We start from the raw sequence: 17248 nt of genomic DNA on the forward strand, positions 1-17248 counted from the left end.
TCTTTACGGTCTAGTTTCTCCTCACCTAGATTTCTCGTTTCTTCTCACCATCTTGAGATGGGGATCAAAAGCCCGTTAATGCCGGATAAATTATTTAAGGGTCTTTTGATATCTATCAAATGCTTTATTCTGAATTTCCATATATTCGTCATACCCCATTTTCTTTAATTGAGAAATATATGAATCCCACTCTTTTGTAGCTCCCCCCTCAACAACCCATTTAGATTGTGTAGATTGCACATAGGAAGTAAGATCCACACTTAATGTATTTAAACGATTCATCTCTTCTGCTGTATAAACAACATTTGGAAATTGTTCCTTTACATACTTATTAATTTGTTTGTCTAATTCAAGCTTCAATCCATCTCCACCATTAGTTGGAAGTGTTACTTTTTCGTTAAATCCTTCCCCGATATATTTAGGACCAAAATCACGGAATGAGTTAGTCCATGCAAATATATCGGCTGATTCCCCTTTAGGAGCATCCAAGACTTTGTATTTTCCGTCTTCTCCTTTTTCAACTCCAACACCGTAGGAACCGTAGAAAGTTTGAATACTAGCATCTTCTGTGTAGAATTTATCTGCCCATTTCAACAATTTAGCAGGATCCTTAGCTTTTGTTGTAATCATAAACTCGTTTCTAGCATAAACTGGTGCATCAGTCATTACATATCTTTGTCCATCTGGACCTTCAAGTGCAGGTAGTTGGGTATACTCCACTGAATTTGGTCCAAATACCGCATCTGGCGTCCAGCCACTAGATACTCCTACCAATGAGCCTTCTGCATTTTTCCGTTTTGCTTCAGCCATAGCTTCATCTTGTGTAAATACCTCTTGATCAATCAGCCCTTCTTCATACGCTTTATGCATCCATTCAATTCCTTCTCTATAAGCATCTTCTGTTGCCATAAAGCTCGGCTTTCCATCTTTTACAGTCATAGAAGTTGAATAAGCTCCTTTAGGTAAACCAAATGGTAAGATATAACTCAAAACATCGCCTTGGTAAGGAATCTCATCATTAGGATCACCGTTTCCATTTGCGTCTTTCTCTTTAAATGCTTTTAAAACACTATAAAATTCTTCATACGTATCTGGTACAGAGAGCCCTAAATTATCCAGCCATTCTTTATTAATGTACAATGAATTCCCTGCAACTGGTCTTAATGGCAGTTTTTTTGGCAAACTATAAATATGTCCATCCGGAGATGTAACCATAGCACGTAAAGCAGGATCTGCATCAAAAGCAGCCTTCAAATTAGGCATATTTTTTTCAATTAAATCTTCTAGCGGAATAAACAATCCTGAATTCTTAGCTATATCAGCATCCCCTAGAGCCAAAGAGCCCCAAAATGCATCAGGTAAATCTCCTCCAGCCATTAATAACGATTTTTTATCTCCCCATTCACTATTTAGATACGTATCCCAATCAACTGAAATTCCTGCTTCTTTTTCAGTCTTTTCCACAAATCCTTTTAAAAAGTCATCTCCCCAATCAGACCAACGAACTGTTGCAATTTTATAAGTGCCATCTTCTTTCGATGTTGAAGTAGCTGAATCCTTGCTGCAGCCAACCAGTAAACTAGCTGCTAATGCACAACTCAATAATATATTAGCCTTTTTCTTCATCATCCTGTTTTCCCCCTGTCATTATTCTTTAATTGAGCCAACCATAACACCTTGATTGAAATACTTTTGCAAAAATGGATATAAACACATTATTGGCAGAGTAGAGATGACTATGGCTGCATATTTCATCATCTCTGATAATCTTCTTAATTCTGATGCCAGTTCTCCTGATGCTGTTCCAAGAAGCGACTCATTAGAGATTAAAATTCTTCGCAGCACTAGTTGAAGCGGTTGCAAATTTTCGTTTGATATATAAATCATTGCATCAAACCAAGAATTCCATATCCCTACTGCAGTCCAAAGGCCAATAACAGCAAGAATAGCTTTTGACAATGGCAATACCATCGTTAGAAAATATCTGAATGTGCCACATCCATCAATTTGAGCTGCTTCCCACAAAGTCTCAGGAATACTCGATTTAAAGAAAGTTCTTGCGATAATAATGTTGAAAGCAGAAACAGCAAACGGTAATACCAATACCCAAAATGTATCTAATAGGCCAAAATTCTTTATTACTAAATATGTTGGCATTAATCCACCACTTACGAACATTGGAATAATGTAAAAGGTAGAAATCCACTTTCTCCCAAATAATTCTTTCCTTGATAACGCATAACCTGCTGGTATATTTACAAATAATGCAATAATAGTTCCAACAATCGTATAGATTATTGTATTTAAATAGCCTCGCCAGATAATATCTTGTTTTATTAATTCCATATACCCATCTAACTTCCACTCTTTTGGCCAAAACCACACTTTTCCGTTTGAAACATCAGCTGGATTACTAAACGAAGCGATTATGATAAACCATAATGGGTAGATAATCATCAATATCATTACAATTGCTATACCATAGATGGTGATATCAAAAATTCGGTCTTTCCAACTTTTTTTCATCTTAGATTTTTTTATGAACTTATTTTTTATGGAAAATTCCATATCCCTCACTCCCTGCTATAACAAGCTTGTTTTCGTAAGTTTCTTAGATATCCAATTCACTAGAAGCAAGATAACTATATTGACAACTGTATTGAATAAGCCAATTGCTGTTGATAAGCTGTATTGAAAATTTTGCATCCCTATTTTATAAACATATGTTGAAATAACTTCACTTCCAGCTAAGTTTAAGGGGTTTTGAAGTAAAAGAACTTTCTCAAATCCTACACTTAACATACTGCCTGCTCGTAATATCAATAAAATCATGGCAGTGGGCAAAAGTAATGGTAAATCAATATGAAGAATCTTTTGCATTTTACTCGCGCCATCCATAGTAGCCGCTTCATAAAAGGTTGGATTAATTGCTGATAAAGCTGCTAAATAGATGATGCTGTCCCAGCCAATATGTTGCCATATATCACTCCAAACATAGATACTGCTAAAAAATGATGACTTAGATAAAACGTTTGGCATTTCAATTCCAATCAGCCCCAACACATTAGCTATCAATCCATTACTAGGTGACAGGAAAATCAAAATCATTCCACACATAACCATTGTAGAAATGAAATGCGGTAAATAGGTTGTTACCTGAAAAACCTTTTTAAACATACCAATACGCATTTGGTTACAAAGTATTGCTAATGCAATCGGCAATGGAAACCCTACCAAAATACTATATAAACTGATGCTTAATGTATTCTTTATTGTTAGATCAAATTGATAGGAATTAAAATATTGAATAAAATGCTTTAATCCAACCCATGGGCTCTCCCATATTCCTAAAGCAGGCAAATAATCTTTGAATGCAATAATCAGCCCATACATAGGCAGGTATGTAAAACAAATTAACAATATTATAGAAGGAAGTAACAAAGCATATAATGGCCCGCTTTTCTTGAACTCTTTCAGGGTTTTAGATGCTTTTCTTCTGGTCATTATGACTGATGAATCTGAAATACTTTGAGAAACAACTTTATTTTCCAACTTTCCCCCTCCTTTAATTAATGAATTTACATTTCCCCAGCGTATTAATAAGTAGTTTGATCTCCTCCTTTATTGGCTAGCTTTATTATATGGTAGCGCATTCATTGATAAATAGTAGTAAACGGTTCAAAAATGTATACTATTCCGTACAAATAGATAATTTTTCTAAATCATCCTATATAAAATAGCACTATTCAGCCCTTATCTCCCCTTTCAACCGCTTTCTTGACGTTATTTTGCTAGAAAATGCAAATTGATTCTGTATAATGAAGAGGAAGGCACGTATAGGAGTTGAAAGAGCATTGAAGTTGCATATTGGGAAAAATTCCTCACACTCTGTTAATTATTATTCAAAAGTTCTATTTGTCATTTTAATTTCTATATTACTTATCAATATCTTAGTTAGTTTCTTTACTATTTATATTACTAGACAACAAAGTATTGATTATATTACTAATACCGTTAATCTCTATTTAAAGGACACTCAACAAAAACTTAATGCTGTCGATCATTTTATGATATGGACCGTTAAGCATGAACCATTAATTAAGAATATTGAAGATGCCCAAGATATGGCACAGTTACCCAAAAGCATCAGTGATTTTAGATCAAGAGTGAATGATTTTCAATACACAACCGGGAAGGAATACCAATTTTTTTTATCATTAAAAAAAGAGAACTACTTTTTTAATAGCTCTCCCATCCGAATGAATTATTCTGAATATCTTCAAATAAAGGAATTCTACTTATCAGGAAATGCATACTCGAATAGCTATGAGAATCTGTATACTTGGCAGCCTCTTAAGATTAATAATAAATTCTATTTATCTCACAAATTAGACTATGAAAATAGAGTGTTTATTTGTTTGATTGCTGTAGATGATATTCTTCTGCCTTTACAAGATGTCAATTTGGGTGCTAACGGAAAAATAATTATAAAAAGTGATGAGTATGGTTTTCTTTCTAGCTCAAATCAAGTTCATTCTTTTAATAAGAAAGGATCTAACAATTTTTTTAGAAGTAACCTTGTATTTAAAGGGGAAAACACTTCTCTGCCATTTTCCTTGCATGTATCTGTAGACCATTTTAGTGCTTTTGGAAAAGTCGTTATTGCTCAATTTGCTCTTATAGCTGCAACAATTATAATAAGTATAATTTTATTTCTAATTCTGCTTTATATAAAAAACAGAGTAATATCGCCCATTCAAGTTTTTTCTAAAAATCTATCTGATATTAACCAAAATAACGAAACGATTGATTTTGAGAATAGTAGTATTATAGAGCTTGAACAAGCGAATGAACAATTCAGAGGGTTAATAAAGGAGATTAAAAATTTAAAAGTCAATATTTACGAGCAAGAATTTGAAAAGAAGCAAATACAAATGGATTTTATGAAACTGCAGATTAAACCACACTTTTATTTAAATTGTTTAACAACCATTTATAGTATGGCGCAAATGAAGATGGATAAAGAAATAAAAGAAATGGCATTATCAACATCTAAATATTTCAGATACTTATTTCAAACAAATCAAAACTTTGTAAGGCTGGAAAAAGAATTAAACCATGTGAATGACTATCTCTCAATACAAAAATTAGTGCATGGACCTGCATTTCTTTTTGAAAAATTTATTGAACAGGATATTGAAAAAACAAAGATTCCACCTTTAGTGCTGCAAACATTTATGGAAAACACCATTAAGTATGCTGTTTCTTTAGATGAAGAAGCGAGAATTTCCTTAAGAGTTTTTTCTATAGATATAGATAACAAAAAATACATTAAAATCATGATAAGTGATAGTGGTCCAGGATTCCCTTCTGATGTATTAGATAAACTGCAGAAAAATATTCCTGTAACAGATAAAGAGGGAAATCATGTTGGAATCAATAATGTCATTCAAAGGCTTCGTCTTTTGTATGCCGGCGAATTTTTGACAGAGTTTTCAAACGGTCCCAATGGTGGCGCTTTCATTAATCTGATGATACCTTATCATATATATGGGGAGTGAATAGCTTGAATATATTGATTGTTGACGATGATCGATTTGTCGTTTCAGCTTTAGAACAAAAAATAAATTGGACATCTTTAGGCATCCAACAGATTTACACCGCTTACAATATTCGTCAAGCGAAAAAAATATTCGAGGAAACTACAATTCATATTCTCCTATCCGATATAGAAATGCCACAAGGCAGCGGTCTTGAATTATTGGCTTGGATAAGATCAGAAGGGTTCAATGTACAAGCGATCTATTTAACTAACTTTGCCGATTTTAACTACGCACAAAAAGCTATTGAACTTCAAAGTTTTGACTATTATTTAAAACCTATTGAATTTGATAAACTGGAATTTATCATAAAAAAAGCAGTAAACAAAGTCAAATTAAGTCAAATAAAAGAAAATGCTATCAAAGTTGGACAGTATTGGCAGCATAACAAGGAAGAACTAGTAGAACACTTTTGGCACAATTATTTAGAAAACAATGATACCTTAGCTAGGGAAGAAATTCAAGAACAACTCCGAATCAAAAACATAAACTATTCTCTAAATGATTGCTTTTTGCCATTATTGCTTGATTTTTTTCCATATAAATTAATTGATAACAAAGGAATCATTTCAATATTTGATAAAGAAAACAATTTTCACAATAAGCTAAAATCTATTATGATGGAAACTTTTAAAAATGATTCCATTCGTTTAGATGGTGTTCTAAAATCAAGTACCACTAAAGATGAGTACCTTGCCATTTTTAAATTAACAGATAATGCTTTTGAAGCTTCATCTAGGGATTTGATTTCTTCCTGTAACCAGTTAATTGCAACAATTAACAACCAATTAAAGTGTGATGTTCAATGCAGTATCGGAACTTCAAATCCTTTAAACAAAATTCAAGCTGCTGTAAAGGCACTTCAAGTTGCAAGAAAAGAAACGATAGATTTTCGAAACACAATCTTTTGTTTTGAAACTTACAATACAAATGTTAACAACTATGTCGAACCAAATTTACAACTATTGGAGCATCGTCTCGAAGATGGCAATAGATTAAGTTTCATTAATAAGTGTTATCAATATCTTACAAACCTATTAGATAAAAATGCTTTAAGTCATCATGTGCTATGTTGTTTTAGAATAGATATGACTCAATTAATCTACACGCATTTAAAGAAAAAAGAAATTCTTGCGAATAAGTTATTCCAAGGGAAGATTAGTGATTTATTATTAGAACAATCCTCCAGATCTATAGATGATTTAATGATTTACATTTCCTATTTAGTGGATGTTTCTCTAGACTATATGGAATTTACCAACTCACAGAAATCTGTTGTCAATACAATTCGTGATTATATTGATCAAAATTACCAAGAAAATATCACGAGAACTAGTTTAGCCCAAATTGTCTATCTTAGCCCAGATTATATTGCAAGATTCTTTAAAAAAGAAACAGGAATATCACTTGTCAACTACATTATCAAAAAAAGAGTAGATATCGCAAAAGACTTGCTTACCAACACAAATTTGCCTATTCATAGTATTTCGGATAAAGTAGGTTATGAAAATTATTCCTATTTCACGAAGCTTTTTAAAAAGGAAACAAATTATACTCCAATTGAATTTCGAAAAATGGTTTATTCAAAAAGCGAAACTAGTTGAAAATATTACTTTCTGCTCTTTGTCACCATTCAATTAACCTGTAGCAGGAGAGAAAGAAATCCCTGCTACAGGTTAATTGAGGTTAACATATTGTGAATTAAACAGGAATTTATACATCCACGTCATAATAATATTCCTGCTTAAAATTCTGTAGATTCCTGAAAAATTCCCTCCTATTTGAGAATATAGGCTCTTCTATATTCTCAAACAGGAAAGATAATATAAATTCCTTTATTTCTGCAACTTAGATAAAGCTACTTTTAAACTCGTCATAAATGTTAGCTCTCTCAAATCTAAACCAAGGCTAACAATTGTTTGAGCTATTTCTGGTCGAATACCTGTAAATATGGTTTCTACTCCTAGCATTCTTAATGCATTAATGATTTTAAGCAATTCATTAGCCACCATAGTATCCACGATCATTACTCCAGAAATATCGATAATTAAATTATTAATCCCCAATTCTTTTGATTTAGCAAGCGCCTCTTCCATTAACAGCTTTGCTCTCTCTGTATCAATATCACCAACTAAAGGCAAAATAGCTATTGTATCTGTAATTGGAACAACTGGAACGGATAATTCGAGAAAGGACCTGCGAGTATTAGTAAAAGTCTCTGAATAAGCATCAACATATGCTAAACTAAAACTATGGACAGCATGATCTAATAGAGGATCAATAATGCCCCCCACTTCAAACACTATATCTAAAGACATATGATGTTCGATTACTTCTTCCTTAATAACTTTCCAAATAGACTTTCTATAATAAGATGCATCTTGTAAAGCCTCATTCAGCGGTACACTCTGAGCACAAAAAGCAGCGCCGGTTTCTTTTCCCCATTTTACAAACTTCTCAACTGCTAAATCCTTTTCTGAGCTATTTTTTAAGACTTCTCCAAATAACTCTATAAAATTAGCACGTATATTAATAATTTCATTTTCTACTTTTTTTAATTCACGGAGATCTTCTTCCCTTACTCCCACTAATCTCTCCTCATGAACTACTCTAGCAATTTCATACTTCTTTTTTACTATCACTTCTCCTAGATAGGATAACTCAGTTTCCATAATCTCCTCCAGTAATGCATTCTATATTTGTCTAATATATAAAAATTTCATTCTTTATCATTATACATAATAGAAGAATTATACTAAAAGTAAATAGATTTGCATTAATTAGTTGCCTTATTGCACTGCAAATAAACAAGACTAAATAATCGTTCGACTACTATTACTATCAATTGAGTTTTATTTCCTGCTAAACAGGAATAAAAGCTTCAAAGCAATAGAAATAGAGTAGGATAAGTCTGACTCTATTTCCACTCTTCTGATTATTATTGTCATGAATTAGGATTTGAAACCAAGGAAAATCTACATTCTAGATTCACTCCAATATTCCTACCTTTTGGTGATTATTGGCTAGTGCCTTCGGTTCATTTTTTTCCTGTTCTTCAGCGTTTTCATTTTTTGAAGTAACCGATACCATCCTGCTTATCTACAAGGAAAATAGAAAAACTTATCTAGCTTTCTGCCAATTTATGCGTGTTGACGTATTTAGTCGAATTAGGTTTAAATAAAAATCTAATAGGGTAACATTGGTTAGAGCAAAATTTGCAGTATCTATGCTTACCTTTCTATTACTTAAAAGAGGCATGTTGATTCTACTCCATGAATGAAAGGAGCATCTTACATGAAAAGCATTCAAAGCCGCTTATTTCTTATGCTTCTTATCTTTATTATCCTGCCCTATTTTCTATCCGTTCTGCTCATTTATATCCATACAAAAGATCGTATAGAAACTCATGAACTTGAAAACAATCAGGAGCAAATGGAGAAATTATCAGTAGAACTAGAACAATACTTTGAAGATATGGTTAATCTTCCATATATTCTATATCGCAAACCTGATTTTTTCCGAATGTTCACAAATAGATTTGAAGATTCCATTTACTTTAACCAAATTGCCATGGAAGAAAACATTGAAACTTTTTATCTGATGCGGCATGAAATCCGCCAGGTTCGCTTTTATCTTGATAAGTATAAAGAATCTTTCACTGTTTATAATGCTATAATCAGTGCTCGTAAATCTCACCCTGATTTCATGAAACAAGATGAGATTCAAAAACTTTATCACTCTAATTCGCAGTTTTTAATAGAGCCTCCCCATAAGATAGGAAACTATAATAATGCTGCGATTGTCCCTGATTCGGACAAGACAATGGTTGTAACGATTCATCATAAAATAGTAGATGTACTATCGAATGAGTTTCTCGGGGTTACCTCAATAGATATGGATTTAGATGCATATGCCCGCATATGCAACACACTAATTCAGAAGAAAAAGGAAACGGTCCTGCTTATTAATTCAAATGATATTGTCATGTATGCAAATGATTCGTCTCTTATAGGCAAACAGGCCAATCCTGCTTTACTTAAGCAGGTGAAGAACTCTAGCGTGGATAAAGACGAAAATATTGTCATGGCCAAAACATTATCAGAACCGCTAAATCAATGGAAACTAGTAAAGATAACACCTAGTAAGCTATTATTCTCTGATGTTAGACAAACTGCTTATATAAATACACTTGTTGGGATAGGTGTAGGGCTACTCGGGGTATTGATGATTGGCATTGTATCCTACCGAATTACTCGTCCCATTAAACTTCTTAGCAATAAAGTTCGAACAATTGAAGGGGGAAATCTGGATGTCCCCTTTGATGACAACAGAGAAGACGAAATTGGTCATCTGGAAAAACATATAAAAGAAATGATGAATCGCATTAACCTCCATATTGATCGTCAATATAAACTTGAAATAGAAAATAGGAAAAATCAATTTAGAGCGTTAAAATCGCAGGTTAATCCCCACTTTTTATTTAACGCATTGCAATCCATAGGTGCAGTTGCGCTAAAACATAATTCTGCAAAGATCTATCAACTGGTGACCTCTTTATCCAAAATGATGCGCTATTCTATTCGTGCAGATCAATGGGTCAAGGTTCAAGAAGAAGTGGATTATATAAAAGCATACTTAACCCTTCAAATGGAGCGTTTCGGAAATCATGTCAACTATTCTATACTCATTAACGAAACGATTCTAGAGAAGAAAATTCCAAGCATGATTCTACAGCCTCTTGTAGAAAACTATTTTAAACACTGTTACGAAGAAGGTTACTATGATGGTCATTTAAACATAGACGGGGAAATACATGGAAATACTTTATACCTTGTAGTAGAAAATGACGGTTCTAGCATAACACAAACAGAGCTTGAACTATTAAGAAAAAATATCTACAGTGGCCCATATGAAGGAACCTTTTCTCAGGAGCATATTGGCCTAAAAAACATTCATGACCGATTAGTTTTACATTATGGATTAGATGCTGGTTTAATGGTGGATACGAAACAAGGCCAAGGCTTTATCGTCCAACTTGTTATCCCTCTTAATGGTTCTAATTTGTAGATTTCCCCTTTTTAGAAAACCAAATTCAATTGCATAATGGCAGCCATTCTAGCAAGGAGGTTTAAATAAGTATGAAGGTTCTTATTGTTGATGATGAAATAAATGCACGATATGTTATACGCCATTTAGGCCAGTGGGAGAAATATGGCATTAGTAATATTTTAGAAGCTAGTAATGGAGAAGCAGCAAAAAAAATTATAGAAAAGGAAAAACCAGAGATTATCTTTACAGACGTGAAAATGCCAAAAATGGGAGGCTTGGAAATAATTGAATGGCTGGATGCCATTTCTTATCCTGGAAAGGCTATTTTAATTACAGGGTTTGATGACTATTCCTATATGCGCAAAGCCATTAAGTACAATAGTTTCGATTATCTATTAAAACCAATTGAAGCTGACTCATTTAATAAGACATTGGCTGATGCCGTTAAATCTTGGGCAACTGAAAAGGAAAATCAGGAATATAAAGAGACAGGCGTTTATGAAGATGTGAAAAGACTGCGATTGAATCAGTTAGTTACGCAAGCGTGTACGGGTGAGCTTTTTGATGTGAATGAGATTTCTTCCAGTCTCCCCCATGCTGATGAATATGATTTTACACTTATTTCTTTTTACCAAATGCACCATTCTGACCCTTACATTCAATTGCTGTCAGATGAACTTATTATACAGGGATTAGGAAATGCCTTTGCTCTTCAAAACGATAATAGCCTTTGTCTAGTTATTACGATCAAACGCCAATGGCTAGCTGTTGAGGAATGGATTTGCCAAAAATTCGATATCCCTGTTCGCATAGTGAACGGCGACCCTGTACGATCATTAGAAGAAATCCCGAAATCCTTTCAATCTATGCAAAAGGCGGTAGAAGATCAAAATTTTCGATCGATACACCGTCTAAATGATTTGGATGATGCCCGTCGCATGCAAGACATTATTTCCTATGTAGACATGTATTATATGGAAGAATTGAGTTTAGAAAAACTATCCAACCGTTTTTTCTTAAGTCGTGAACATATCTCAAGAAAGTTCAAAAAGGAAACAGGCATGCCCCTATCTAAATATATTATCAAATTAAGAATTGATCGGGCAAAATATTTGTTAATGGAAACGGACGAAAGCATTTATGCTATCTCCTTGCTGCTTGGCTATCAAGATGAAAAATACTTTTCTAAACTATTCAAAAAGATAGTTGGTTTGACACCATTTGAATATCGAAACAATCAGAAAAAGCTACAAATCGGGATCAGGAAATATATTCCTTTTCCATAAAGATGCCGGGGTGAAACTATTGACTAAATGGATAGTAAATATATTATTGGCTGGAGTAGTGAGTATGTCCCTTTCGGGTTGTCAAACAAATACAGAGACACTGGCAAAAGAAAAGGAATTAAAGAATCAAAAAATTAAGTTAAGCATACGAAATCCAAAGGTGGAAATTTCCATGCAATTTGAGCAAATGGTAGCCGCTTACGAAAAAGAAAATCCAAATGTAGACATCACAGTACATACCGTAGGAGGAGCTAGTGATGACCTTGCTGATTTGAAAGCACAAATTGCAGCAGGAAATGGCCCGGATATCTTCACAAACAATGGATATGATAATGTCAAACGATGGAATCAATATTTAGAAGATCTTTCAGACCAGCCGTGGGTTGATCATGCTTATAAAGACGCGTTAGCACCTATTATGATGGATAAAAGGATTTACGGAATGCCAGTTAACTTGGAAGGATACGGATTTATCTATAATAAAGATTTATTTAAAAAGGCTGGAATTCATAAAGAACCTAAAACATTGACTGAATTAGAAGAAGCGGCAAAAAAATTGCAACAAGCAGACATTACTCCTTTTGCAAACGGTTATTACGAAGAGTGGAAATTGGGAGTTCATCTCTTAAATATTGCATTCGCTCAACAAAAAGATCCTTCTGCTTTTATAAAAAAACTAAATAATGGAACGGAAAAAATCAATCATAATCAAAAATTCCAAGACATCATTCGTTTGTTGAATACAACCATAAAATATGGAAATGATAACCCACTAACAACCGATTATAATACAGAAGTTCAATTGTTTGCCACAGGAAATGCTGCAATGATTCAGCAAGGCAACTGGATACAACCAATGATTGATCAGCTATCACCAAATATGAACATTGGCTTTCTTCCTATACCAATAAATGATGATGCCAAAAATGATGCACTCGTTGTTAGTGTATCTAATTATTGGGTAGTTAACAGACAGACAACAGACGCAAAGAAAAAAGAAGCAAAGAAATTCTTAAATTGGATGGTTTCTTCTAAACAAGGAAAAACCTTTATGACAAAACAGTTCAAATTTATGCCGGCATTTGACAATATAGAGTCCGACAACTTAGGGCCCCTCGCAGAAAACTTGAGCTTATACTATAAAAAAGGAAAAAAGCTGGATTCTAACTGGTCTTCATTCCCTGATGGAGCACGAGAAGAATTTGGATTAGCCATGCAATCATATATCGCAAAACGGATTAATCATGATCAATTGCTGCAAGAGTTTCAAAAGTCTTGGGAGAAAGCTTCTAAACAATCCTCCAATTCACCCCATCATCCAAACTAGCACAAAAATTTCTACCCTCTATTTCAGAGGTTTTTTTTATGGAAAAATTCTGTCCATAAGAACGAGTACTGCTTAGTTCGCTTGTATAAGCATATACTTCTCATCCCTTTTTTATCTTCTAGAATAAGAATCCTAATTTATCTATAACAATCTCCTTCTTCTCAAGTAAGGGAAAATGCGTAAATGCCCGATTGACTCCTCTAATATTCCAAGAAAAGAAAACCAGCTTCTAGTAGTAAAGATTCATCTTCCTGCTATTTTTCTATTCTACTAGACCTAGTTATCAATATAAGACTAAATTTCAATCAATCTATGCCATATGCCAAAGAATAAGACTAGCCTATAATTTTAATTGTAGATACAACATACGGTATGTCTGCTGCTAGTCTTCTAGTAAACATTCAAAGCAGCATTGACGTATCCTTTCATTTATTTGTTTCACCATAACAATTCTAGGAGGTAAACGATGAATTTTCACAAGCTTGCAAAACAGGCAACAGCAGTCACTCTAAGTACAGCAATTCTATTAGGAGGAAGTGGAACACTGACTTTTGCCAAAGAAAAAGACTCATCAGACTACAAAAATACATATGGCATTTCCCATATCACTCGTTCCGATATGGAAAAAATGGTGGATCAGCAGAGCGACCCACGATACACTGTGCCAACATTTGATAAAACAGCCATTAAAAACATCCCTTCAGCAAAAAAAACCGATGAGAACGGCAATGTAATAGATTTAGATGTTTGGGATACTTGGCCACTTCAAAATGCTGATGGAACTGTAGCAGAATATAATGGCTATCAAATCGCTTTTGGATTAGCTGGAGATCCTGATAAAGGATGGGACACATTTATTTACATGTTCTATAAAAAGATTGGAGATAATTCTATTGATGCTTGGAAAAATGCTGGCAGAGTATTTAAAGACAGCGATAAATATGCTTCAAATGATCCTATTTTAAACAATCAAGCAGAAGAATGGTCAGGCTCTGCAACCTTAACTTCTGATGGAAAAGTTCGCTTGTTCTATACAAATCGCCAGGGCTGGGATCCTGCACACGGATTTTTCGGAAAACAAACTTTAACAACCGCTCAAGTTAATGTATCTAAACCAGATTCTAATACTCTAAAAATAGATGGTGTAGAAGACCATAAATCAATCTATGATGGTGGAGACAGCTCTGTTTATCAAACCGTTGACAAAGCTTTTGGCGAGGGAAACTATGCTGACAATCATACATTAAGAGATCCTCACTATGTGGAAGACAATGGCCGCAAATACCTTGTTTTTGAAGCAAACACTGGAACAGATTATGGCTATCAAGGGGAAAACTCGCTGTATAACAAAGCCTATTATGGAGGAAGCAATAAATTCTTCCAAACAGAAAAAGAACAGCTATTACAAAGCCCTAAAAAGGATTTAGCAACTCTTGCAAATGGCGCTTTAGGAATCATCGAAATTAATGATGATTATACAATTAAAAAAGAAATGAAGCCATTGATTGCATCTAATACTGTTACAGATGAAATTGAACGTGCAAACATCTTTAAAAAGGACGGAAAATGGTACCTATTCACAAGTACAAGAGGGGCTAAAATGACAATCGATGGAATCGATACTAAAGATATTTACTTATTAGGATATGTGTCAGATTCCATTACTGGACCATTTAAGCCGCTAAATGGAACGGGACTTGTTCTGCACCAAGATCTTGATCCATATGATGTTACTTGGAACTACGCACATTTCGCTATCCCACAAAAGGGCAGCGACAATCTAGTTGTAACAAGCTACATGACAAACAGAGGCTACTTTGATGATCAGCATTCTACATTTGCTCCAAGCTTTTTGCTGAACATTAAGGGCAACAAGACCTCTGTTGTAAAGAATAGCATTCTTGAACAAGGCCAAATAACAATAAATGATAAAGAAAAAACAAAAAAGAAAAATAGAAAATAAATAATGAGAAAAAAGAAAATTCCAGTAAATTGGTATTTTCTTTTTTCTTTAGATAGGAACTTCTCCTATACTTGGATAGATGTATAGGAATATAAAAAGTGTGGTGAGTCTACTTGGGGAAAAAAAGAGTTAATAAAAAAAATAATAAAATATTCGGTTTCTGGGCCATTTGCTTGATTTTATCCTTTATCATCGGCTTATTAGTCTATAAATTTACTAATTCACATGATCCAACAGCAAAGCATACAAAAACTAAACAGCTGGAACAAACAATTGCTCATAAGGATGCCTCCTATCGTGCTGATTACCACTTTACTACACCTGATAAATGGAAAAACGATCCTCAAAGACCAATCTATATAGATGGTCTATATCACTACTTCTACCTCTATAATCGAGACTATCCAAAAGGTAACGGAACAGAGTGGAGACATGCCACTTCAGAAGATTTAGTGCATTGGAAGGACGAAGGAATAGCGATTCCAAAATATACAAACAAAAATGGTGATCCATGGTCGGGGTCTGTTGTTGTGGATGAGCAAAATACAGCAGGATTTGGCAAGGGAGCACTCATTGCAATTGTGACACAACCATCTGCAAACAATCAAAAACAAGAACAGTTTTTATGGTACAGCAAGGATAACGGGAAAACCTTTATTTCATATAGCGAAAAGCCTATTATGAAAAATCCAGGAACCAAGGACTTTAGAGATCCAAAAATCATCTGGGATGAAAATCATCATAAATGGATTATGCTTATGGCGGAAGGAGCGAAAATAGGCTTTTATGAATCTTCTAACTTAAAAGATTGGCATTATATGAGTGGTTTCTTAACAGTTGATATCGGAATTGTGGAATGCCCCGATCTTTATTTAATGCGAGCAAACGATGGGACGTTAAAATGGGTGTTGGGAGTTAGCGCAAATGGCAAATCTAAGGCTAAACCAAATACTTATGCCTACTGGACTGGAAATTTTGATGGAAAACAATTTTTTCCAGACACAAGTGAACCACAATGGCTAGACTATGGCTTTGATTGGTATGCTGGAGTAACTTTCGAAGATGGAAAAACAAGGGATAAATACAGCAAACGTTATGCCTTTGCTTGGATGAATAATTGGGATTATGTCCATAATACACCAACACTTAAAGAGGGTTTTAATGGAATGGATTCGATCGTTCGTCAAATTGAGCTAATTTACGACAACAATAATACTTATTATTTAACTTCCCAGCCAAATGATAGATACAATGAATTGGCAAAATCTACAGACCACTTTGATCAAATCAACGTGAATGGTATAAAAACCCTTGATGTTACTGGTACTGTCTATCAATTAGAAACAGATATCTTTTGGTCAGAGCTCAATAATGTTGGATTAAGACTGCGAGAATCAACAGATCAAAAACGCCATGTAGACATTGGCATTTTTGCAAAAGAGCAATACTCCTATGTTAATCGTTCCCTCACAGAACATCCTGATAAAAGCAATTCATCTATAGAAAGCACAGCTGCATTTGATGCGAATAAAAAACAAGTGCACTTAAAGATTCTAGTAGATAAAAGCAGCATCGAAGTTTTTGTGGATGATGGAAGGGCCGTCCATTCCAATTTAATATTCCCGAAACAAGATGATCAAGGCATTACCCTATTTTCTGACGGCGGAACAGCACTATTTAAGAATGTGACGATTAAACATCTCCGTGCGGTTGATTGAATACAATTGCAGCTCCAATTGTTAGACAAGAATAACAGTTGAAGCTGCAGGTTTTATTGCAAAAGATGAATAAGAATTTATACGGCATGAACTGGATTATAAATCGCTTTTGCGAAATTAAAGGTTAATGTATTAAAAACTATATAGAAGCAACTTCATTTCAAAAAAGAAATAAAACAAATCAAAATCCACTGAAATAGCTGTTTCCAATGCCATTTCAGTAGATTTTTCAGATAAAGCGCAAGCATAAACATATTATCAAAAATCATCAGCAATATAAGATTTTGTCAAAACTACTTGATAAT

Annotated in this window: 11 protein-coding genes; 7 read left to right on the forward strand and 4 right to left on the reverse strand. The window is 34.0% G+C overall.

What is annotated here, in order from left to right; genetic code table 11:
• Nucleotides 1-90 precede the first annotated feature (90 nt).
• Genes CWS01_RS05570 through CWS01_RS05580 form a run of 3 tightly spaced genes read right to left on the reverse strand, consistent with a single transcriptional unit; the run spans nt 91 to nt 3504 of the window.
• The gene (locus CWS01_RS05570) at nt 91-1629 is read right to left on the reverse strand and encodes a type 2 periplasmic-binding domain-containing protein (protein WP_101176170.1); all 1539 of its coding nucleotides are present in this window, start codon (nt 1627-1629) and stop codon (nt 91-93) included.
• 18 nt (nt 1630-1647) lie between these two features.
• Complete coding sequence (locus CWS01_RS05575) at nt 1648-2568, reverse strand: carbohydrate ABC transporter permease (RefSeq protein WP_101176172.1); 921 nt, start codon at nt 2566-2568, stop codon at nt 1648-1650.
• Between the two features lie 15 nt (nt 2569-2583).
• Nucleotides 2584-3504 (reverse strand): ABC transporter permease, encoded by a 921-nt coding sequence (locus CWS01_RS05580; protein ID WP_101176276.1) that lies wholly within the window; start codon nt 3502-3504, stop codon nt 2584-2586.
• 350 nt (nt 3505-3854) lie between these two features.
• Here CWS01_RS05580 and CWS01_RS05585 point away from each other — a divergent pair, with 350 nt between their 5' ends.
• Together CWS01_RS05585 and CWS01_RS05590 are read left to right on the forward strand one after the other, a co-directional pair.
• Nucleotides 3855-5561, forward strand: a complete 1707-nt coding sequence (locus CWS01_RS05585) for a sensor histidine kinase (protein ID WP_157827562.1) — start codon at nt 3855-3857, stop codon at nt 5559-5561.
• Nucleotides 5562-5566: 5 nt separating this feature from the next.
• On the forward strand, nt 5567-7204 hold the full coding sequence (locus CWS01_RS05590) for a response regulator transcription factor (RefSeq protein ID WP_157827564.1): 1638 nt from the start codon (nt 5567-5569) through the stop codon (nt 7202-7204).
• 231 nt (nt 7205-7435) lie between these two features.
• Here CWS01_RS05590 and CWS01_RS05595 read toward each other — a convergent pair whose 3' ends face one another.
• On the reverse strand, nt 7436-8272 hold the full coding sequence (locus CWS01_RS05595; RefSeq protein WP_101176177.1) for an STAS domain-containing protein: 837 nt from the start codon (nt 8270-8272) through the stop codon (nt 7436-7438).
• A gap of 622 nt (nt 8273-8894) precedes the next feature.
• Between CWS01_RS05595 and CWS01_RS05600 the strand changes: the two genes are divergently transcribed.
• From CWS01_RS05600 to CWS01_RS05620, 5 genes are all read left to right on the forward strand, one after another.
• A complete protein-coding gene (locus tag CWS01_RS05600) occupies nt 8895-10667 on the forward strand; it encodes a cache domain-containing sensor histidine kinase (RefSeq protein WP_101176179.1) in 1773 nt (590 codons plus the stop codon).
• A gap of 71 nt (nt 10668-10738) precedes the next feature.
• Nucleotides 10739-11935: a response regulator transcription factor gene (locus CWS01_RS05605; protein WP_101176181.1), complete on the forward strand. Its 1197-nt coding sequence runs from the start codon at nt 10739-10741 to the stop codon at nt 11933-11935.
• 19 nt (nt 11936-11954) lie between these two features.
• Nucleotides 11955-13262: an ABC transporter substrate-binding protein gene (locus CWS01_RS05610; RefSeq protein WP_101176183.1), complete on the forward strand. Its 1308-nt coding sequence runs from the start codon at nt 11955-11957 to the stop codon at nt 13260-13262.
• A gap of 466 nt (nt 13263-13728) precedes the next feature.
• On the forward strand, nt 13729-15225 hold the full coding sequence (locus tag CWS01_RS05615; protein WP_101176185.1) for a glycoside hydrolase family 68 protein: 1497 nt from the start codon (nt 13729-13731) through the stop codon (nt 15223-15225).
• A gap of 113 nt (nt 15226-15338) precedes the next feature.
• A complete protein-coding gene (locus CWS01_RS05620) occupies nt 15339-16943 on the forward strand; it encodes a glycoside hydrolase family 32 protein (protein WP_101176187.1) in 1605 nt (534 codons plus the stop codon).
• Nucleotides 16944-17248: the final 305 nt, after the last annotated feature.

The sequence above is a fragment of the Niallia nealsonii genome, assembly GCF_002835805.1.
Lineage (GTDB): Bacteria > Bacillota > Bacilli > Bacillales > Cytobacillaceae > Niallia > Niallia nealsonii.